Source organism: Arthrobacter sp. 05T423 (genome assembly GCF_056396245.1).
Map to the genome: position 1 here is coordinate 61,950 of NZ_JBFTLC010000009.1, position 20,428 is coordinate 82,377.

The 20,428-nt window shown below is 67.6% G+C and carries 18 protein-coding genes; 9 read left to right on the forward strand and 9 right to left on the reverse strand.

The features are described from left to right. Nucleotides 1-3: 3 nt before the first annotated feature. Together AC1DFE_RS09485 and AC1DFE_RS09490 are read left to right on the forward strand one after the other, a co-directional pair. Complete coding sequence (locus AC1DFE_RS09485) at nt 4-906, forward strand: MFS transporter (RefSeq protein ID WP_476905642.1); 903 nt, start codon at nt 4-6, stop codon at nt 904-906. Then, the gene (locus tag AC1DFE_RS09490) at nt 907-3,441 is read left to right on the forward strand and encodes a beta-glucosidase (RefSeq protein ID WP_476905643.1); all 2,535 of its coding nucleotides are present in this window, start codon (nt 907-909) and stop codon (nt 3,439-3,441) included. Between the two features lie 92 nt (nt 3,442-3,533). On the opposite strand, the gene AC1DFE_RS09495 is transcribed toward AC1DFE_RS09490, so the two are convergent. Then, nucleotides 3,534-4,241: a FadR/GntR family transcriptional regulator gene (locus tag AC1DFE_RS09495; protein WP_476905644.1), complete on the reverse strand. Its 708-nt coding sequence runs from the start codon at nt 4,239-4,241 to the stop codon at nt 3,534-3,536. A 112-nt stretch (nt 4,242-4,353) separates the two neighbouring features. On the opposite strand from AC1DFE_RS09495, the gene AC1DFE_RS09500 reads away from it, so the two are divergent. Beyond that, nucleotides 4,354-5,694: an alpha-hydroxy acid oxidase gene (locus tag AC1DFE_RS09500; RefSeq protein WP_476905645.1), complete on the forward strand. Its 1,341-nt coding sequence runs from the start codon at nt 4,354-4,356 to the stop codon at nt 5,692-5,694. A gap of 89 nt (nt 5,695-5,783) precedes the next feature. Here AC1DFE_RS09500 and AC1DFE_RS09505 read toward each other — a convergent pair whose 3' ends face one another. Beyond that, nucleotides 5,784-6,440, reverse strand: coding sequence for an ArsR/SmtB family transcription factor (locus tag AC1DFE_RS09505; protein WP_476905646.1), 657 nt, complete (start codon nt 6,438-6,440; stop codon nt 5,784-5,786). Nucleotides 6,441-6,528: 88 nt separating this feature from the next. Then, entirely contained in the window at nt 6,529-7,740 is a 1,212-nt protein-coding gene (locus AC1DFE_RS09510) for an acetoin utilization protein AcuC (RefSeq protein ID WP_476905647.1), read from the reverse strand. Between the two features lie 105 nt (nt 7,741-7,845). Here AC1DFE_RS09510 and AC1DFE_RS09515 point away from each other — a divergent pair, with 105 nt between their 5' ends. Next, nucleotides 7,846-9,279 (forward strand): TrkH family potassium uptake protein, encoded by a 1,434-nt coding sequence (locus AC1DFE_RS09515; protein WP_476905648.1) that lies wholly within the window; start codon nt 7,846-7,848, stop codon nt 9,277-9,279. Further along, nucleotides 9,272-9,958, forward strand: a complete 687-nt coding sequence (locus AC1DFE_RS09520; RefSeq protein ID WP_476905649.1) for a potassium channel family protein — start codon at nt 9,272-9,274, stop codon at nt 9,956-9,958. Before AC1DFE_RS09515 ends, AC1DFE_RS09520 begins: the two co-directional genes overlap by 8 nt. Before the next feature lie 159 nt (nt 9,959-10,117). Here the strand turns inward: AC1DFE_RS09520 and proC are convergent, their stop codons facing one another. From proC to AC1DFE_RS09545, 5 genes are all read right to left on the reverse strand, one after another. Continuing rightward, nucleotides 10,118-10,951: a pyrroline-5-carboxylate reductase gene (gene proC, locus AC1DFE_RS09525; protein WP_476905650.1), complete on the reverse strand. Its 834-nt coding sequence runs from the start codon at nt 10,949-10,951 to the stop codon at nt 10,118-10,120. Nucleotides 10,952-11,384: 433 nt separating this feature from the next. Continuing rightward, a complete protein-coding gene (locus AC1DFE_RS09530; protein WP_476905651.1) occupies nt 11,385-12,377 on the reverse strand; it encodes a Ppx/GppA phosphatase family protein in 993 nt (330 codons plus the stop codon). An 82-nt stretch (nt 12,378-12,459) separates the two neighbouring features. Then, the gene (locus AC1DFE_RS09535; RefSeq protein ID WP_476905652.1) at nt 12,460-12,909 is read right to left on the reverse strand and encodes an SseB family protein; all 450 of its coding nucleotides are present in this window, start codon (nt 12,907-12,909) and stop codon (nt 12,460-12,462) included. Between the two features lie 54 nt (nt 12,910-12,963). Further along, nucleotides 12,964-15,687: a type I DNA topoisomerase gene (gene topA, locus AC1DFE_RS09540; protein WP_476905653.1), complete on the reverse strand. Its 2,724-nt coding sequence runs from the start codon at nt 15,685-15,687 to the stop codon at nt 12,964-12,966. 174 nt (nt 15,688-15,861) lie between these two features. Further along, a complete protein-coding gene (locus tag AC1DFE_RS09545) occupies nt 15,862-16,455 on the reverse strand; it encodes a winged helix-turn-helix domain-containing protein (protein ID WP_476905654.1) in 594 nt (197 codons plus the stop codon). A gap of 295 nt (nt 16,456-16,750) precedes the next feature. Between AC1DFE_RS09545 and AC1DFE_RS09550 the strand changes: the two genes are divergently transcribed. Then, the gene (locus AC1DFE_RS09550) at nt 16,751-17,071 is read left to right on the forward strand and encodes a hypothetical protein (protein ID WP_476905655.1); all 321 of its coding nucleotides are present in this window, start codon (nt 16,751-16,753) and stop codon (nt 17,069-17,071) included. Nucleotides 17,072-17,114: 43 nt separating this feature from the next. Here the strand turns inward: AC1DFE_RS09550 and AC1DFE_RS09555 are convergent, their stop codons facing one another. Beyond that, complete coding sequence (locus AC1DFE_RS09555) at nt 17,115-18,734, reverse strand: DUF7059 domain-containing protein (protein WP_476905656.1); 1,620 nt, start codon at nt 18,732-18,734, stop codon at nt 17,115-17,117. Between the two features lie 60 nt (nt 18,735-18,794). Here AC1DFE_RS09555 and AC1DFE_RS09560 point away from each other — a divergent pair, with 60 nt between their 5' ends. Genes AC1DFE_RS09560 through AC1DFE_RS09570 form a run of 3 tightly spaced genes read left to right on the forward strand, consistent with a single transcriptional unit; the run spans nt 18,795 to nt 20,421 of the window. Continuing rightward, a complete protein-coding gene (locus AC1DFE_RS09560) occupies nt 18,795-19,349 on the forward strand; it encodes a hypothetical protein (RefSeq protein ID WP_476905657.1) in 555 nt (184 codons plus the stop codon). 19 nt (nt 19,350-19,368) lie between these two features. Beyond that, the gene (locus AC1DFE_RS09565) at nt 19,369-19,812 is read left to right on the forward strand and encodes a hypothetical protein (RefSeq protein WP_476905658.1); all 444 of its coding nucleotides are present in this window, start codon (nt 19,369-19,371) and stop codon (nt 19,810-19,812) included. Nucleotides 19,813-19,860: 48 nt separating this feature from the next. Further along, entirely contained in the window at nt 19,861-20,421 is a 561-nt protein-coding gene (locus tag AC1DFE_RS09570; protein WP_476905659.1) for a hypothetical protein, read from the forward strand. The last annotated feature ends 7 nt before the right edge of the window (nt 20,422-20,428 follow it).

Genomic DNA, 20,428 nt, shown 5'->3' on the forward strand with positions numbered 1-20,428 from the left:
GATGTGGCCGGGGTCCTGGGCGCCTGGGTTGTGGCGCAGCTCGGATTCAACGCTGCACTGGCCGCCCTCGTCGCGACGCTCCCGGACCAGGCCGCCCCCGCTGAGCGCGGCCGCCTCTCCGGCCTCATCGGCATGACCTTGCCCATCGGCCTCGTGGCAGCGGCGTACTTCGCGCAACTCTTCGACAACGCCTTCCAGATGGCGGTGGTTCCGGGCATCGTGGGGACCGCCCTGGCCATTGGCTTCGCCTTCACGTTCAAGGACCGGGTCCTCACCGAACGGCCGGCGCCCCTGAACCTCAAGGAAGTCCTGGGATCCTTCTACTTCGATCCGCGCCTCCACCCTGGCCTCGGCTGGGCCTGGCTGACCAAGTTCATGGTCTACATCGGCTACTGCGCGGGCCTGCTCTGCCTGCCGTACTTCTTCGCGGACCAGCTCCACGTGGCAGAGGAAAGCATCGCCTCCCTGGTCTTCCAGGCCACGCTGGTCAGCTCGGCCGGAACTGTAGTCACCAGCATCGCGGGCGGCTGGATCAGCGACAGGATCGGCAAGCGCAAGGCCCTGGTCATCGCCTCCAGCCTCATCATCATGGCCGGCCTTATCGTCATCGCCATGAGCCCCGGCACAGACCAGGTCCTGGTGGGCCAGGCGATCGTGGGCCTCGGCCTGGGCTGCTTCGGCGCCGTTGACGTGGCCCTCATCGCCGACCTCCTGCCCAGCGGCCAGGCCGAGAACGCCAAGACCTTCGGGGTCTTTAACATTGCCCAGGCACTCCCCCAGTCCATCGTGCCCGCCGTCGCCTTCCCCGTCATCGCCCTCGGCGGCTACCCCGCCCTCTTCCTCGGAGGGGCCGCCGTCGGCATCATCGGCGCTGTACTGGTCACCCGTATCAAAGGAGTCAAATAAATGAACCCCACCCTGTCCGCACAGAAGACCTCACAGAAGACCTCACCCAAGACCGCCCCGGCAGATGGCGCCGGGCTGCTGCCGCAAGAGGCCGAGGCGCGCCTGCGCGACCTGGCCCGAAGCCTGAGCCTGGAACAGCAGGTCGGGCTGCTCACCGGTGCCGACGTGTGGTCCACGCGAGCCATTCCGGAAATCGGCCTGAGCCGGATCGTGCTGTCCGACGGCCCGGCCGGCGTCCGCGGCGAAGACTTCGACGAGCGCCACGACTCCGTCTCCCTGCCGTCATCGTCCGCCCTGTCCGCCACGTGGAACGTGGACATCGCCCGCCGCTACGGCCAGGTGCTGGGCCAGGAGGCGCGCCGCAAGGGCGTCCACGCCGTCCTCGGCCCCACCATCAACCTGCACCGCTCTCCGCTGGGCGGCCGCCACTTCGAATGCATGAGCGAGGATCCGCGGCTCACCGCCACCCTCGCGGCCGGCTACGTCGCCGGCGTGCAGTCAATGGGCGTTGGCGCCACCCCCAAGCACTACCTCGCCAACGAGGCCGAGACCGACCCCTTCACCTCCGATTCCGTCGTCGACGAACGGCCCCTGCGCGAGCTCTACCTGGCCGCGTTCGAGGACGCCATCACCGAGGCCCGCGCCTGGCTGGTCATGAGTTCCTACAACTCCATCAACGGCACCACGGCCAGCGAGAACAAGCTGCTGGAAACCCCGCTGTCCACTGAGTGGGGCTTCGACGGCGTCGTGGTTTCGGACTGGACCGGTGTCCGCTCGGTGGACGCCGCCAAAGCCCACCAGGACCTGGAGATGCCCGGGCCGGTGGGCCACTGGGGCGCCAAGCTGCTCGCCGCCGTCGAGGACGGCCGGGTCAGCCGGGACGCGATCCTGGAAAAGGTCACCCGCATCCTGCGCCTCGCCGCCAGGGTCGGTTCACTGGAAGGTTTCGACGCCGCGGTCACCGAATTGCCCGCGGAGCTCGACGGCGCGCAGCTGGCCCGCGAGGTGGCAGTCCGCGGAGCCGTGCTGGTCCGCAACGAGGGCGGCCTGCTCCCGCTGGACACCAAGGCACTCGGCAGCGTGGCCGTCATCGGGCACAACGCCGACGAGGCCCGCACGCAGGGCGGCGGCAGCGCCACGGTCATGCCCAAGTACACCGTCTCGCCGCTGGAGGGCCTGCGCAAGGCACTGCCCGACGACGTCACCCTCACCTACGCCCGCGGCGCCAAGGTGGCCGAGGGGCTGCAGCCGTTCGCCCGCAAGGCGCTGCACAACCCGGTCAGCGGCGTGCCCGGCATGCGCGTGACCTTCCTGGCCGCCGACGGAACGGAGATCTCGGGCGAGGACCGGCTGGCTTCGCACCTGATCTGGTTCGGCGTCGGCATTCCCGGGGGCACGGCGGCTATCCGCATGCAGACCGAGTGGACAGCGGAAACCGCAGGCGTCCGCCACCTCGGCGTGGGTACCGTCGGGCACATCGCCGTCTCCATCGGCGGCACCGAGGTCTTCAACGGTGAGCTGGAGGACGATACCGACGTCCTGGGCGCTGCCCTGTTCGATCCGCCCCAGACCATCCACGCCTTCGAGGCCACGGCCGGCCAGCGGTTCGCCATCGACGCGCTATACAAGCTGCCGCCGCAGCAGGAGATTCCGCTGACGGCCATCCTGCTCGGCGAGGAGGCCATCGTCGCCGATCCCCAGGCCGAGATCCGTGCCGCCGTCGAGGCGGCGCGGACGGCCGACGTCGCCGTCGTCGTGGTGGGCACCAATGCAGCCATCGAATCCGAAAGCTTCGACCGCAAGGACCTGGACCTCCCCGGCCACCAGAACGAGCTTGTTGAGGCTGTGGCCGCGGTCAACCCGCGCACCGTCGTGGTGGTCAACTCCGGTTCGCCGGTGCTGCTGCCGTGGCTGGACAGGGTCAGCTCCGTGCTCCTCGGCTGGTTCGGCGGGCAGGAGTTCGGCACCGCCGTGGCGGACATCCTGCTTGGCAAGGAGGAGCCCGGCGGCCGGCTTCCCACCACCTGGCCGTCGGCGCTCGCGGACGTTCCCGTCCTGAACACCACGCCCGTTGACGGCAAGGTGGTGTACAGCGAGGGCATCCACGTCGGCTACCGCGCGTGGCTCAGGCAGCAGGCCGCGGGCGGCGCCACCCCACTGTTCCCGTTCGGCTTCGGCCTCGGCTACACCACATTCGAACTCGGCGCCGCCCATGCGCCGCAGTCCGTTCCCGCCGGCCGGGACATCGTGGTGCACGTCCCCGTCCGGAACACCGGCACGCGCACCGGCCGCGAGGTGGTCCAGGTCTACCTTTCGCGCGAGGATTCTGCGGTGGAGCGGCCCGTCCGCTGGCTGGCCGGATACGCCAGCACGCACCTGGCAGCGGGCGGCACGGACACAGTTGAGGTGCGGATCCCGGCCCGTGCCTTTGGCCATTACGACGGCAGCTGGCAGGTTGAGCGCGGCCCGTTCCGCCTGCTGGTGGGCCGGCACGCGGCGGACGACTTCCAGTCGCTGGAGGTCGAGGTCCGCTAACCCTCACCCCCCTGGAGTTTTTGGACAGATATCGCGAGTTACACCCCCGGTTGGGGCCATTATCTGGACAAAAACTCCATCCCAAAGGTCGATTACGGCCGGGCCGGGTCCGAATCCTTCGGGCCCAGCCCGGCTTCCTTGTAGTACCCCCGGATATGGGCCGCCACCAGCTCGGCTGCACGGCCGCCGTCGTCCTTTTTGATGGCCGCCAGGATCTCCCGGTGCTCGGCCCTCAGCCGTGCGGCGGTGGCATCCCAGTCGGGCAAATTCGCCGTCAGCTGCCCCGCGTAGCCCTGGATGGCCTCCCGCAGGGACCCCATCATGGCGCTGACCACGGCGTTGCCGGCGGCGTCGGCAAGGGCCAGGTGGAAGCGGACGTCCAGGGCCAGGAAGTCGTCCGTGCCGTGGCCCTCGTCCATGTCGTCCAGCAGGGCGCCGGCCACGTCCAGCTCCGGTGCGTCAGGCCTGGCCCGGGCGGCCGCCCAGGACTCGAGCAGCACACGCGTCTCTACCACGTCCTCCACCGGCAGGTGCTGCGTGGCCACGTGCAGCCGCAGGGCGGAGCCAAGCGCCGCCGTCGGATCTGAGATCACCACCGTTCCCGCCTCCGGGCCGGACCCCACGCCTGCCCGTACCACTCCCATGGCCTCGAGGACCCTGATGGCCTCGCGGACGGAGGTGCGGGAGACACCTAGCTGCTCGGCCAGGGTCCGCTCGGCTGGAAGCCTGCCGCCGACGGCGAGCTGGCCGCCGGAGAGCTGGTCCTCGATCCACCGCAGGACAAGTTGGTGCGTGCGCATGAGCCCATGGTACTTGATGTGGTTGGACCACATGCTTTACAGTGTGGTTAGACCACAGCAGGGAGGCTCTGGCTGTTCAGCCCGTCTCCCGGCATGCCCACGGAGGAAAGCCATGACCCACACCATCCAGCCCAGCAACCCCGAGACCACCCCGGCCCCGGACGCGACGGACGTTCCGGCCACGCGGACTGCCACCGGCGTCGCTGCGGCAGCCACTGCCGTTCCGGCCGCGCTGAAGCGCCGCATCCCGAAGTACTCGGACCTCGCCCCGCTCATGCAGTTCAAGAAGCCCGAGTTCAGCAAGGAGGCCCGGCTCAAGCGCGCCAGTACTGTCTGGGAACTGCGCGACATCGCCAAGCGCCGCACCCCGCAGGCACCGTTTGACTACACCGACGGCGCGGCGGAGTCCGAGATCACCCTGCGGCGTGCCCGTGAAGCATTCCTGGACATCGAGTTCCGCCCCGGCATCCTGCGGAATGTCTCCAGTATCGACCTGAGCACTGACATTCTGGGCAAGTCCTCCCGGCTTCCCGTGGGCATCGCCCCCACCGGCTTCACCCGGATGATGCAGTCCGAGGGCGAATACGCGGGCTCGCAGGCCGCCGAAGCCGCAGGCATCCCCTACACGCTCTCCACCATGGGCACCGCCTCGATCGAGGACGTGGCCGCGGCGGCACCCAACGGCCGGAACTGGTTCCAGCTGTACCTCTGGACGGACCGCGACCGCTCCCTTGGACTGATTGAGCGGGCGGCGAAGGCCGGGAACGACACCCTCATGGTCACGGTTGACACCGCCGTCGCCGGGGCGCGGCTGCGCGATGTCCGCAAAGGTATGACCATCCCGCCGGCACTGACGCTGAAGACCGTCCTGGATGCGTCCTACCGGCCGGCCTGGTGGTTCAACTTCCTCACCCACGAGCCGCTCACCTTCGCGTCACTCTCGCGGTACACGGGCACGGTGGCCGACCTCATCAACTCCATGTTCGACCCCACCCTCACCTTCGAGGACCTGGACTGGCTGCGCGAAACCTGGAAGGGCAAGCTCGTGGTCAAGGGCATCCAGACCGTGGACGACGCCCGCAAGGTGGTGGACCACGGCGCCGACGGCGTCGTCCTGTCCAACCACGGCGGCCGCCAGCTGGACCGCGCCCCCATCCCCTTCCACCTGCTCCCGGAAGTTTCCAAGGCGCTCAAGGCGGACAACAGCAACGCTGCCATCATGCTGGATACCGGAATCATGAGCGGCGCGGACATCATCGCAGCCCTGGCCCTCGGTGCCGACTTCACGCTCATTGGCCGCGCCTACCTCTACGGGCTCATGGCCGGCGGCCGGGCCGGCGTCGACCGCGTCCTGCAGATCCTCGAAAAGGACATGGCCCGCACCATGGCGCTCCTGGGCGCCAGCAAGATCTCCGAGCTGACCCCGGACCACGTGCGGATCCTGCGCAAATAACCCGCCCTCCGCGCTGGAGTTTTTGTCCAGATAATGGCCTCAAATGGGCGATTAGCCCCCATTATCTGGACAAAAACTCGTTGAGCGGGCTACTTTTTGCGGCCGAACTTGGGCAGGCTGGCCAGCAGGTCCGCGGCTTTCGTCGCCGCACGGCCCACGGAGCGGCCGATCTGCTGCGGGACGGTGTCATCCTGGCCCGCGCTTGCTGGCAGCTGTCCGCCGGGAACCACGACGGCGGGACTCAGCTCGCCGCTCGCCGGACGGCCAGAGGCGTGGGTGGCATCGTCCGCTGCACCGCGGGCGTGCGCCGCGGCTGCCGCGAAGGCGTCCGGGACCTCCGCAACAGGGACGGCCGCGGCCGTCCCTGGACTTACGGAAGGGGTCCCGGCGGACGCGGCTGACGAAGCCGTCTGGGCGGAACCGGTCGGTGCTTCCTCAGCCTGCTGGGGTACGGCCTCAGGTGATGCTGCGGCGGAAGCCGCGCGTCCGACGTCGAACGTCTCAAGCCAGCTTGCGACTCCGGCCAGCGGCTTGGGATTAAGCGCGTAGTAGCGCTTCTGGCCCTGCGCGCGCATGCTGACCAGGTCTGCTTCACGCAGCACCTTGAGGTGTTTGGAGATGGTGGGCTGGCTGGCGGCGAGCTCCTCGACCAGCTCCCCCACAGCTTTGTCCCCCGACTGGAGAGACACGAGAATGTCGCGCCGCGTTGCCTCAGCAATGACGGCAAATACGTCGTCTGTCACCATGAGACCCACCCTAGCGACATATACGCCGAATGGCATCTACTATTTCGCCTCGGGCCCGTCCCGTGAAGAAACTGGTCGAACCAGTGAACTAGTCGAACCAGGGGTCCAGGCCGTACAGCGGGAAAACCTCTTTGCGCGTGGCCATCACGGTGCGGTCGATGTCGTCGTTGGGATCGAAGCCCACCTCCCAGGAGCGCCACCAGACGTCGGCGTCGTCGCCCATAGTCTCTGGCGTGTCAACGGCGTAGCGCTCCTGCACATAGGTCCGCCACGCCTCCGGCACGGGGGTCCGCAGCGGCACTGGCCGGTTCGCGGCTATGGCGATCAGGTGGCTCCACGTCCGCGGCACCACGCCCGTGATGTGGTACCCGCCGCCGCCGGTGGCGATCCAGCGGTTTCCGCAGTACCGGGCGGCGAGGTGCGCGACGGCGGTGGCGGCCTCACGCTGTCCGTCCACGCTGACGTTGAGATGGGTCAGGGGATCGAGCCGGTGCGAATCACAGCCGTGCTGGCTGACGATGACCTCGGGTGCGAAGGCGCCCACCAGCTGAGGCACCACGGCGTGGAACGCCCGCAGCCAGCCGGCGTCCCCCGTCCCCGCGGGCAGTGCCACGTTCACCGCGCTGCCCAGGGCCTCGGGACCGCCGATCTCGTTGGCGAAGCCGGTGCCGGGGAAAAGGGACATTCCGGTCTCATGAAGCGAGATGGTAAGGACGCGGGGCTCGTCCCAGAAGATGCTTTGCGTCCCGTCCCCGTGGTGGGCGTCGACGTCGATATATGCCACCCGCTGCACGCCGCCGTCGAGCAGTTTCCGGACGGCCAGGGCGGCATCGTTGTAGACGCAAAAGCCGCTGGCCCGGTCACGGGATGCGTGATGGAGTCCGCCGCCGAAGTTCACGGCCCGGACCGCCGAGCCGTCCAGGATCGAGCTCGCCGCAAGGAGGGAGCCGCCGGCCAGTCGCGCGGCGGCCTCGTGCATGCCGGCAAACGCGGGATCGTCCTCGGTGCCGAGTCCGTAAGACTCGTCCGCGGCGGCGGGGTTGTCGCTGGCCCGGCGGACCGCGGCCACGAAGTCGGGGCTGTGGACTGTGGTGAGTTCGCCGTCGTCGGCCACGTCCGGGGCCGCCAGCGTGACGTGGCCGAGGTCCAGCAGGCCCAGGCTTCCGGCCAGCCGGGCGGTCAGGTCCAGGCGCTCCGGCGCCATGGGGTGGCCCGGGCCGAAGTTGTAGGCCGTCATGGCGGCGTCCCACACCACCGTCGTTGGCAGTGCGGGGAGGCTGAGTCCGGGCTGGAGTGTCATCACTCACAGGCTACCGGAGGCCGGTCTGGTCGCAGGCCCGGTCACGGCGCGGTGTTTAGTGGTTTACTACTGGAGGAAGCAGAGTCAATCGAGGAATAGCCGCACATGACCCAAAGCCAGTCGAGGTCCAAGAGCCCCGCCAGCTGGCAACCCGCACCGCCGGAGCGTGAGGGCCTGTGGATATTCACGGGCATCCGTGACTTCATCGATGACATTGCCAACACCTCCCCGGCCCGCCTTGCCCTGAGCGCCTTCGTGGTGGTCATCGTCCTTTTCACAGCGCTCCTGTCGCTGCCGGCCTCCTCGGCAACCGGTGACTTCACGCCGCTTCACCAGGCGCTCTTCACCGCGGTCTCGGCCGTCTGCGTCACGGGCCTGACCGTGGTGTCCACCGCCGCGCACTGGTCTTTCTTCGGGCAGCTGATCATCCTGATCGGCATTTTCGTCGGCGGCCTCGGCACGCTGACGTTGGCGTCGCTGCTGGCCCTCATGGTGAGCAAGAAGCTGGGGGTCAGGGGCAAGCTCATCGCCCAGGAGGCCATGAACAACGCCGGCCGGCTCGGTGAAGTGGGTACCCTGCTGCGGATCGTCATCACCACCTCCGTGGTGATCGAGGGCACCCTTGCGCTCGCCCTGATCCCGCGCTTCATGGTCCTCGGCGAGCCATTCTTGCAGTCCGTCTGGCACGGCGTCTTCTACGCGATCTCGTCCTTCAACAATGCCGGGTTCACCCCGCACTCGGACGGAATCGTCCCCTACGAAACAGACCTCTGGATCCTCATCCCGCTCATGCTCGGCGTGTTCCTGGGCAGCCTGGGCTTCCCCGTGGTCATGGTGCTCCAGCAGAACGGGCTGAACTGGAAAAAGTGGAACCTGCACACGAAGCTCACCATCCAGGTCTCGTTCATCCTGCTGGCGGCCGGCACCGTGCTGTGGGCGCTCATGGAGTGGGACAACAGCCGGACCATCGGGAACATGAGCCTCGGCGACAAGATCACGCACGCGCTCTTCGCCTCCGTCATGACACGCTCCGGCGGCTTCAACCTCGTGGACCAGAACCAGATGGAATCCACCACCAAGCTGCTCACGGACGCCCTCATGTTCGCCGGCGGCGGCTCCGCGTCGACGGCCGGCGGCATCAAGGTCACCACCATCGCCGTCATGTTCCTGGCCATCATCGCCGAAGCCCGCGGCGACGCCGACGTCAAGGTCTACGGCCGCACCATCCCGGAGGGGACCATGCGCGTGGCCATCTCCGTGATCGTCGCCGGCGCCACGCTGGTCTCCGCGTCGGCCTTCCTGCTCCTGCACATCAGCGGCGCCTCCCTCGACCGGGTGCTTTTCGAAACCATCTCAGCCTTCGGCACAGTCGGCCTCAGCACCAACCTCAGCGCCGAACTGCCGCCGGAGGGCGTGTATGTGCTGTCGATCCTGATGTTCGCCGGCCGCGTCGGCACCGTCACGCTTGCCGCTGCCCTGGCCCTGCGCCAGCGCAGCCAGCTGTACCACTACCCGGAAGAGAGGCCCATCATTGGCTAATTCGTCAGGCGCCGCCAACCGCCCCGCCCACAACGCACCGGTCCTGGTGATCGGGCTGGGCCGCTTCGGCGCCTCCACCGCCGAGCAGCTGGTGAAGCAGGGCCGCGAGGTGCTGGCCATCGAACGCGACAGGTCGCTGGTCCAGAAGTGGTCGCCTGTCCTAACCCACGTGGTGGAGGCGGATGCCACAAACATCGATGCGCTGCGCCAGCTGGGTGCGCAGGAGTTCAGCTCGGCGGTGGTGGGCGTGGGCACGTCCATTGAGTCTTCGGTGCTCATCACCGTGAACCTGGTGGACCTGGGCATCGAGCACCTGTGGGTCAAGGCAATCACGCCGTCCCACGGCAAGATCCTCACCCGCATCGGCGCCAACCACGTCATCTACCCCGAGGCCGACGCCGGCGTCCGCGCCGCTCACCTGGTCTCCGGGCGCATGCTGGACTTCATCGAGTTCGACGACGACTTCGCCATCGTGAAGATGTATCCGCCGCGTGAAACGGTCGGTTTCACGCTGGACGAGTCCAAGGTGCGGTCCAAGTACGGCGTGACCATCGTGGGCGTGAAGTCCCCCGGCGAGGACTTCACGTACGCCCGGCCCGAGACCAAGGTGTCCGCCCGCGACATGCTGATCGTGTCCGGCCACGTGGACCTGCTGGAACGGTTCGCCGCCCGGCCGTAACGCAAGGTTAGTAACGCACCCGACGACGGCGGCCCGCCGTCGTCCGTAAAGTCCCGCCCGCCGTCGGGAGAGTTTTTGTCCAGATATCGGGCCCTAAAGGGGCTTTTACCCGCGGTACCTGGACAAAAACTCCAATCCTGGAGCGGGAGGGGTGCGTGGCTAGCCGAGCTGCTTGGTGATCTCGGCGGCACGGTCGGCAGCGGCGCGTGCGCCCGCGGCGATGATCGCCGGCATGCCGCGGTCATCGAACGTGGCGATGGCGCGTTCGGTGGTGCCGTTGGGGCTCGTGACGGCCTTGCGCAGGGCGGCCGGTTCGGCGCCGGGTTCCGCGAGCATGAGGCCGGCTCCGGCGACGGTTTCGCGTGCCAGCAGGAGTGCCAGCTCCTGGTCAAGGCCGAGTTCCACGCCGGCGGCTGCCATCGCCTCGGCCAGGTAGAACGCATAGGCCGGACCGGAGCCGCTGATGGCGCCCAGGGCGTCCACCTGTTCCTCGGGAATTTCGACGACGGTTCCCACGGCGCCAAGGATGTCTTTCGCCCGCTGGAGCTGCTCGGGCGAGCAGCTGCTGCCGGCAGACACAGAGACCACGCCGCGGCCGAGCTTCGCGGGGGTGTTCGGCATGGTCCGGATCACCGCCTGGCCCGTGGGCAGGGCGGCTTCGAGCTGGGCGATGGAGACGGCGGCCGCAACGCTGATAACGATCGCATCGGGGGAAAGCGAGCCGCTGACTTCCCGGGCCAGCTCGGCGATGCCCACAGGCTTGACGCCGAGAATCACGACGCCGGCCCCCTTGGCCGCCTGCTTGTTGTTGTCGGGTTCTTCGCTGCCGGCGATGGCCGTGATGCCGGTGTGCCGTTCGGCCAGCTCCGCTGCCCGCTCCGCCCGGCGGACGGTAGCCACGATCTCCATGGGATTCGTGCCGCTCTCCAGCAGGCCGCCCAGAATGGCCTCGTTCATTGATCCACAGCCAAGGAATGCGATTCGGTTGCTCATTGCTCCATCATTGCAGTTCATCGCTCCGGATGCAGGCCAGCCATTCACAGGAAGCTCACATGCTGGCCGAAGCATTCACACACCTTCGGCACCTAACTTAGTAATTACCTCATTGAGGGTGCGAGTGATGAAGCAAGCATGGGGATGCTTGTCAGGCACCGACGGTCTGCAGTGGTTTTGCCCATTTTTCTGCAGCAGGCCGTCGGTGTCTTTTACTTTTAAGCTCCGCGAGGCTGCCGACAGATTCCCAGCCTGCTGTCAGGCAAATCCCGCAGAACACCCATACTGCCCCTCTAGTGTCGTAGATACCTCACAGGTGCGAGTGATGGAGCCGGTCCTTCGGGACTGGCATGGCGCCGGTCGGTTGCAGAAGTGTTCCCCCCAGCTTCTTCTGCGTAGCCGGCCGGCGCTTACTCGTTTAAAGGCGCCGGCCCTAGACTGCAGGCAGCGCCGAGGCCTGCTGGATGCCCACGTGCGGTGCCGGCTCCAGCGGGCCGTCGAAGACCAGCTGGTCGAGCCGCCGGAGGATGAGGCCCTCGCGCAGCGCCCACGGGCAGATCTTGATTTTCTTGTACTCGAAAAGCTCCAGGGCCGCTTCAGCCACCAGGGCGCCGGCGAGGAGCTGGTTGGCCCGTGCCTCGGAGACCCCCGGCAGGTGCAGCCGGTCCTCGGTCTTCATGGCAGAAATGCGCTGCGCCCAGATGCCGAGGTCAGCACGGTTCAGGTCGCGCTTCACGTAGGGGCCGGCGGCGCTGGGGGCGGCCCCGGCGATCCGGGCCAGTGAGCGGAAGGTCTTCGAGGTGCCGGCCAGGACGTTGGCCCTGCCCACCTCGTTAAAGTTTCGAACCACCGGCTTGAGGGTGGCCCGGATGTAGCGGCGCAGTTCCTTGACGCTCTTCGCGGAGGGCGGATCCTCGTGCAGCCAGTCCCGGGTCAGCCGGCTGGCACCGAGGGGCACGGAGGTGGCCAGCTCCGGCAGCTCATCCTGGCCCAGCGCCATTTCGAAGGAACCGCCGCCGATGTCGAAGTTCAGGACGGTGCCGGCGGCCCAGCCATACCAGCGGCGGACGGCGAAGAACGTCATGGACGCTTCCTCGCTGCCAGAGAGTTCCTGCAGCGTCACAGTGGTTTCGTGCTTCACCCGGGCCAGCACGGCGGGACCGTTTGTGGCCTCTCGGACTGCCGATGTGCAAAAGGCCAGCAGGTCGTCAGCCTTGTGCCGCGCCGCGAATTCCCAGGCCTCGAGCACGAACTCCGTCAGCTCATACTGGCCCGCGTCGGTGATGTTGCCGGCCTCATCGAGGTACTGCACCAGCGAGAGGGGTCGCTTGTGCGAGGCGAAAGGTACCGGCCGCGCGCCTGGGTGGGCATCCACCAGCAGGAGGTGGACAGTGTTGGAACCGATGTCGAGGACGCCTAGCCGCATCCTGCCATTATTCCTCCCGCCGGCGCGGCGGACGCAACCCGACAGTTAGATTGCGGACCTCCGGCTGCGGACAGCCGCAGCGTTATTCGCCCTCGAGGCCCGCCGGGTTAGGGTCCATTTCATCGGCGCGCTTGAAGTCGCGCTTGATGTTGGCGATGCCCTCGGGGTTGATCTCGAAGCCATAGGCAGCGCCCGGGTTGATGACCATCCCCAGCTCATCGCCAATGTTGGCGATGATTGCCGCGCCCTGGGTCCCCAGAACGTTCGGGGCAGCCTCCAGGTACTGCGCGTCAACGCGGCTGGGGTGCGAGAACACCGCAAGGACCGGCCGGCCGTCCGCGTTCCCAAGCACCAGAGGCTCGACCTGGGAGTCTTCGCCCTCAAGCGCGTCGGAGCTCACTACGTAGACCTCGTTGTTGAGGAACGACAGGATGACGTCCACCGGGTCGGCGTCCGGCTGGCCGCCCCGGGCCAGCTTCTCCTCAAGGTCGTTCAGCGGCGTGGTGTCTGCGGATTCCGGCTGTTGAGTCATGCATCTACTCGACCACGTCGCGGGGCACGACGCAATTCCGGTCAACCACCGGGCTTACTTTTTCGCCGCGGCCTTCTTCGCGGGGGCCTTGCGCGTGGCGGTGCGCTTGACCGGGCCCTTGGCCCGCTTTTCGGCGAGGAGTTCGACGGCGCGTTCCCGCGTGAGCTCCTCCAGCGAGGTGCTCCGGGGCACGGTGATGTTGGTGATGCCATCGGTGATGTACGGACCGAAGCGGCCCTCCTTCACGACGATGTTCTTCTCCGACACCGGGTCCGGACCGAACTCGGCCAGCGGCGGCACGGCGGCACGGGCGCCGCGCTGCTTGGGCTGGGAGTAGATCTCCAGCGCCTGCTCCAGCGTGATGGTGAAGATTTCCTCTTCCGAGCCGATGGACCGGGAGTCCGTACCCTTCTTCAGGTACGGGCCGAAGCGGCCGTTCTGCACCGTGATCACGTTGCCCTCGGCGTCCTCGCCGAGCGCACGGGGAAGACTCATGAGCTGCAGGGCCTCGTCCAGGGTGACAGAGTCCACGGTCATGGAACTGAACAGCGACCCTGTGCGCGGCTTGGCCTTGACAGGCTTCTTCGGCGGCTTGGGCTTGCCGTTCTTGTAGTACTCCACGGGCTGGTTGGCCAGTTGTTCCTCAGTCATTTCCGGGATGATCTCGGTGACGTAGGCGCCGTACCGGCCGTTCTTGGCAACAACAGTGTGGCCGGTGTGCGGGTCGGCACCAAGGACACGTTCCTCGGGAGCCGCCGTTTCCATGAGCTCCACTGCCTTTTGTGCAGTGAGCTCATCCGGAGCCAGGTCTTCGGGGACGTTGGCGCGGGCGGACTCCACCACCTCGCCGGTCTTGGGGTCCACCGTGGGCAGGGAGCTCTCCAGGTAGGGGCCGAACTTGCCTACGCGCAGCGTGATGCCGTCCGCGATGGGCACGGAGTTGATCTCACGGGCGTCGATCTCACCCAGGTTGTTCACGATGCTCAGCAGGCCGGGGTCGGCATCTTCGCCGTAGTAGAAGTGCTTGAGCCAGGCGGCGCCCGCAGCCTGGCCGTTGGCGATCTTGTCCAGGTCGCCTTCCATGTCGGCGGTGAACTCGTAATCCACATAGTCCGTGAAGTGCTGTTCAAGGAGTCGCACCACGGAGAAGGCGATCCAGCTCGGCACCAGGGCCGAGCCTTGCTTCCGGACGTAGCCGCGGTCCTGGATGGTGGAGATCGTGGAAGCATAGGTGGACGGGCGGCCGATGCCCTTCTTTTCCAGCTCGGCAGTCAGGGACGCTTCCGTGTAGCGCGGCGGCGGCGAGGTCTCGTGGCCGACGGCGATAATGTCCGAGGCGTTCAGCGCGTCACCCTTCGTGACGTTCGGCAGGCGGCGGGCCTCGTCGGACTCGTCGTCGCCACGGCTTTCGTCCTTGCCTTCCTCATAGGCGGCGAGGAAGCCGGGGAACGTAATGACCGTGCCGGAGGCGGAGAATTCGGCGTCGCGGCCGTCGGAGGCCACCGCGCCCAGGCGGATGGTGGCGGTGGAGCCCTTGGCGTCGCCCATCTGGGAGGCGACGGTGCGCTTCCAGATCAGCTCATACAGTCGGAATTCGTCGCCACTGAGCTGCTTGGCAACCTGCGCCGGGGTGCGGAAAGAGTCGCCGGCGGGGCGGATGGCCTCGTGGGCTTCCTGTGCGTTGGCGGCCTTGCTGGTGTAGACGCGCGGCGACTGCGGAACGTATTCGGGGCCGTACAGCTCGGAAGCCTGGCGGCGCGCGGCCGTGACGGCCTCGTCGCTCAGCGCCGAGGAGTCCGTACGCATATAGGTGATGTAGCCGTTCTCGTACAGCCGTTGGGCGACCTGCATGGTGCTCTTGGATGAGAACCGGAGCTTGCGGCCGGCCTCCTGCTGCAGCGTCGAGGTGGTGAAGGGCGCGGCGGGGCGGCGCGTGTACGGCTTGGTGTCAACGGAGCGGACGCGGAAATCGGCGTCCTGCAGCGCGTCGGCCAGGGATGTGGCGAGTTCCTCGTTGAGGTGCGCAACATTGCGAGAGGTGAGTTGGCCGTCGTCGTTAAAGTCCCGGCCGGTGGCCACCTTGGCGCCGTCAACGGCGGCGAGCTTCGCTTTGAAAGAGCCGGCGTCGGCACCGAACTGCCCGGTCAGGTCCCAGTAGGACGCGGCCTTGAACGCCATGCGCTCCCGTTCGCGGTCAACGACCATGCGCGTGACCACGGACTGCACGCGGCCAGCGGACAGTCCGCGCGCCACCTTGCGCCACAGCACCGGGGAAATCTCGTAGCCGTAGAGGCGGTCCAGGATGCGCCGGGTCTCCTGGGCGTCCACCAGGGCGGCGTCGACGTCGCGCAGGTTGTCCATGGCCCGGTGGATGGCTTCCTTGGTGATTTCACCGAAGGTCATCCGGTACACGGGAACCTTGGGCTTTAGGACCTCCAGGAGGTGCCACGCGATGGCTTCGCCCTCGCGGTCCCCATCGGTTGCGAGATAGAGCGCGTCAGCGTCTTTGAGCTGGGCCTTGAGCTCGGCCACCTTTTTCTTTTTGTCCGGCGAGACGACGTAGTAGGGCTTGAAGTCATTTTCGACGTCGACGGCGAACTTGCCCAGCGAGGTTTTCTTCAGGTCCGCGGGGAGCTCGGACGGCTGCGGCAGGTCGCGGATGTGACCGATGGAGGCCTCAACGATGAAGCCCTCGCCCAGGTACTTGGCGATGGTCTTGCTCTTGGCCGGAGACTCCACAATCACGAGTTTCTTGCCGGTTTTGGCCTTGCTTGGCACAGTGCTCCTACAGAAAAAGGTTGCTCGGGCAGATCAGCCCATATTGGCCTAGTTCACCATATTTTGCAGAATTCTGCGCTGTCATGTGGAAAACGGTGGCTCCCGTCACGGCCCGTATTGCCGGCCGTCCGCCCGGTTCCTCCGGCGAGCCGGCGCAGGACCGGAGCGCGCCTGTCAGGTGCCGTCTTCCCTGCCGGAGGCACCGGGCAAGGTGCGGTCATCCGGAATCATGGACCACATGGTGGCGATCCGTTCGGCGCCCGCTGGAATGTGGTTGGGATCCTCAAGAGCGTAGTCGCGCAGCAGGTCAAAGACCCTTTCCGTCAGTTCGCTGCGCTGTTCTGCCGTCAGGTACAGGAGGTTGCTCGCGAGCAGCACAGCCTGCGCCGGCTCCGCTGACTCACCGCGTTCGCGCTGTTCGTCCCGGGTACGGGCGTAAGCGCTGGCGCGGCGGCGGAAAGCGTCCAGTTCGAGGTCGATCACCGCGAAGTCCGGACCGGCCACTGCCCCTCCGGAGTTGATCGCAAAATCGGTCCCCGCGGCCTTCCACCGGCGTTCGCGCGCGTCGGCCGACGCCTCGGCCGGGACCACGATGCCCCACTTCTGCAGTGCCCGCAGGTGGTAGCTCATCGCACTGGGCGTGAGGCCGGTCTGCTGGGCGAGTTCCGTGGCGGTGCGGCTGGATTGCGTGGAGTACAGCTCGGAGATGACCTCCAGGCGGGCGGCGTGGGCCAGGGCCCGGATCGCCGTCGGGTCGGTGATTTCCACCTTCCTTTCGGGCCGGTTCCTGCGATGCCCGGGCGCAGCCCCGGCCATCCCGGACGCGGGCGCCTCGGACCCAACCGGGGGGGCGTCCGGCGCCGGTTCCGGCGTGTCAGTACTCACTCCCCCAGTTTACGCAACGGGAAGCGGCTCTGAAAGAAATGCTTGATATCCGCGGACCGGCCGGCCCGGCTTGCCCCGCAAATACTAAGCATGCTTTGCTTACATGCGTAAACAGACCTCCCGCAAGCAGTTCGCGGCGGGGCCGCCAACGTTGGCAGCCCCGTAAGAAGCCCAAAGGATGACCATGATTACCCTCGACGAAGACGCTTTGATGCCGGCCGCCCGACCCTCCGGCGAACTGACGGGCGCAGGCCAGGACGCAGGCACAGCCGCCGACGGCTCCCTGCTGGCGGCGACGGGCACCCCGCGGCACTGCCGGCGGCCCATGAAGCGACTGGACCAGGAATTCTCCCTGGAAATGGCCATCAGGGTGGACGGCCAGCGCCTGATCCGCTCGGTGAAGGCCGTGGGCGCCGCCGACGCTGTCACATTCCGCTGCATGTGCGGCTTCACCATCGATGTGCCTGCTCCCGGGATGGGCCGTGCCCTGATTAACTGACGGTGAAATTAGCTGCCTGCGCCTTCGCGCTGCGGGACCGCTGTCAGTCCGGGTCCACAGGCAGCAGAAAACCGTCCCGGACCAGATTGCCCACCTCCGTGAGCAGGCCGGTCCGGAAGGCCTCGCCGTCGAACTCGTCCGTTCCGCCCAGCAGCGCCTCAAGGGCGCCGACAATCTGTCCGGCGGTCAGGTCGCCGTCGCACGCGGAGACAAAGCCCGCGAGTTCGGTGCTCAAAAGGTTGGTGCGGCGGAGACCGGCTCCCTGGCGCAGCAGGATGACGCCGGGGTGTTCGGCGCCGGGGCGCTGGTGCCGCTCCTCGGTGACGTCCTCGGCCACGAGGAGGTGGGCCGCGGCCACGTCGTGGTCCGCCAGCCAGTCGGCCCTTTCGACCGCTGCCCCCAGGTGCGGGCCGACCGGCTGTTCGATCGGATAGGTGATCTCCTCGAACCGGTGGATCCGCTGCTCACCCGCCGGCCGGCGGAGGAAGATCATGCCGAACCCGATTCCGCCGACATTCCGCGAGGCAAAGTCGTCCAGGTAGGCGGCGTAGGCCTCCTGGTAGTGCCGGCTGTCCCGGGTTTCGGAGGCATCCTGCAGCCAGGTCTCGGCGTACAGCTCCGGCCCGACCTGCTCGCGCTGGATGAACCACGCGTCCGCGTCCGGACCGGCCCAGCTTTGCGGCCGCTCATCCCACGACGCCCCCTTCAAGATCTCCCAGTTGCCCAGAAGCTGGGCTGTTCCACCCGGCGCAAGCGCCTCAGGCAGCGAGCGGATGAGCGACGCGACGATGTCGTCGCCCGGCAGGCCGCCGTCGCGGTAGGTGAACTGGCTGGCCGCAGCCTCGCCCGCAGTGCGCGGCGTGATGACAAAGGGCGGGTTGGACACGACGAGGTCGAAGGCCTCGCCGGCCACAGGCTCTAGGAGCGATCCGAGCCGCAGGCTCACCCGCTCTTCCGGCTGCGCCGGATCGATGTCCAGCGTTTCGGCATTGAGCAGCAGGTTGAAGCGCGTGAAGGCGAGGGCTCGCACGGAGATGTCGGTGGCGGTGACGTGCCTGCTGTGCTGCAGCAGGTGGAAGGTCTGGATGCCGCAGCCGGTGCCCAGGTCCAATGCTCGTCCGGCAGGGCGGCGGATGGTGGACTGGACAAGGGTGGTGGACGCCTGGCCGATGCCCAGGACGTGGTCGTGCCTGAGCACGCCGGGCCGCTGGTGCGCGGCGAGGTCGCTGGCCACCCAGACTTCGACGCTGCCATCCGCGCCGGAATCCCAGCCATAGGGGCGCAGGTCCGCTTCGGCGGCAGCCCCGGTCCCCGTGATTTTCGCCAGACCAAGAGCCACCAGCCCCTCGGTGCGGGTCCGCGGCAGCGCGGCGTCGAGCACCTCCGCCTCCTGCGGGACGGCCAGGAGCCAGAAACGCACGACGGCGGCCAGCGCCGCGGTGCGCGGCTCGCCGGCGGCTGCTGCTTCAGTCACGATCAGAGCCGGGACGAGCTGGTCGCGGTTCAGGGCCGAATACGCCGATTCCCCCAGCAGGTCAGCCACGCCCTCCAGGGTGTAGCCCACCCCGCGGAGGTCTGCGGCCAGCGCGGTCAGGAGGTCGGGGAGGTCGCTGCGCGGGGCGTCGGGAGTGTTGCCGGCGGTGAAGTGCGTTGGTTCGGTCACCGGCCAAGTCTATTTCCCGGCCGTGCCCTCAGTGTCGGGCGCCGGGGCTACAGTGGGGCCATGCTCGGAACCCAGGCATTGGCGGCCGATCCCGAATGGCTGCGGTACGCGGCGGCATTCGCACCGCTGCTGGCCGCCCTCATCGCGGGGTGGATCGCCTGGCGCACCCTCGCCCAACGGCGCGAGGCGGACCGGCGCGACCAGTGGTGGAAGCGGGCGCAGTGGGCCATCGAGCTTGCCATGGACCGCGACTTCAGCAGGGCAGTCGTGGGCCTGGTCACCCTGAGGTACCTTGCCACCAGTGATCTGTGCACTGACGACGACTACGAGATGCTGGACAAAATCGGCGGCGCCAAAATCGATGCGCTGACCCTGTCCGAGGAGAGCATCAGGCGCGAGGGCCCGCAGCCCCGGCCCCCACAGCAGGAAACCGCGGTGCCGCCGGGAACCGCTGCACGGACCGCCGCCATACCGGTGGCTCTGGAGTCACGCGGAGAGCGGGTGCTGGCAAGCTCCGGGGGCATGGCCAAGGTACTGACGGAGGCAGACAGACTTGTCTCCTTTGCGGCCTCCCGGCGGAGCGGGAGGAGGGGGACGGAAACCGGCAGCACCTGAAGCGGGTAAGTTTGAAGCCATGGCTGAACGTTATCCCCTCATTTTCCGTGCCCTTGGCGGGGCGGTAGCGTCCGCCGCCATACTGCTGGCAGCCACCGCCTGCACTGCCGTGGTTTCGGTCGAAAATGCGGACGTCCCCCAGTGGCAGGCCACCGCGCTGCCCTCCGACAGCCAGGCCGTGCTGCAGGACGCCGGCAAGATCCTCAACAGGAACAGGATCGTCCAGGAGGCAGCCAGCGTTCCGGCAGGTGATTACACGTTGACCATTACCTGCGACGGCGGCGGCAAGGCGTTCTTCGGGGTGACGCTCGCCGGTAAGGAACTGACGGAAGCCGGGGCGGCATGCAACGGCAGCCGGGAAACCACGAAGATCACCGTAGCCAAGCCCGGGCGGATGGAAATCAGTGCCTCGAGCGTGGACGCGCCGCTCCTGTACGCCTATCACCTGGTCCCCGCGCGTTAGGGTGGGAGCCCTCTGTACCCGGGGGCTGCGCGGGCCTAAAGTCGGGGTATGCCCACGGTGCGGATGGCCTCCGCGCTTCGTTTCCTGGGGCGGGCGCAACGCACGCTTTGGCTGCGGGCGCCGGCAGCCGCCGTCGTGCTTTTCTTGGTGCTGGTTGCCGCCGTCCTGGGCGGCTGTGAATACAACTACGACGACGGCAGGGGTGAACTGCCGGATGCCCCGGTGGTGACGGATCCCGTGCTGCCGCGGGATCCCCTGGAGAACGTGCCGGTGGCGGGCGATGAGCTCACCGAATGGGCGAAGGAAGTGCTGCCCGACGCCGAGGGGCAGGTTTTCCACACGAACTATGGCAGCGTTGCCAGGGGCCGCAGCAAGACGGAATCCACACGGCAGCTGCCGAGCGGCACATACTCCCTCACCCTCGCCTGCCGGAGCGAGCAGCGGGTCGCGTTCACCGTTCGCGACGCAGAGTTCGCGCTGGTGGACCTCAGCCTTCGGTGCGGCACGTCGCGCGTCAATGTGGTGCACCTGTCCGAGGATTCCGTGCTTCGGGTGACGGTGGAGGCACGGTCGGACGCCAATTTTGCCTACCGGATCAGCCGGATCTGACGCGGCA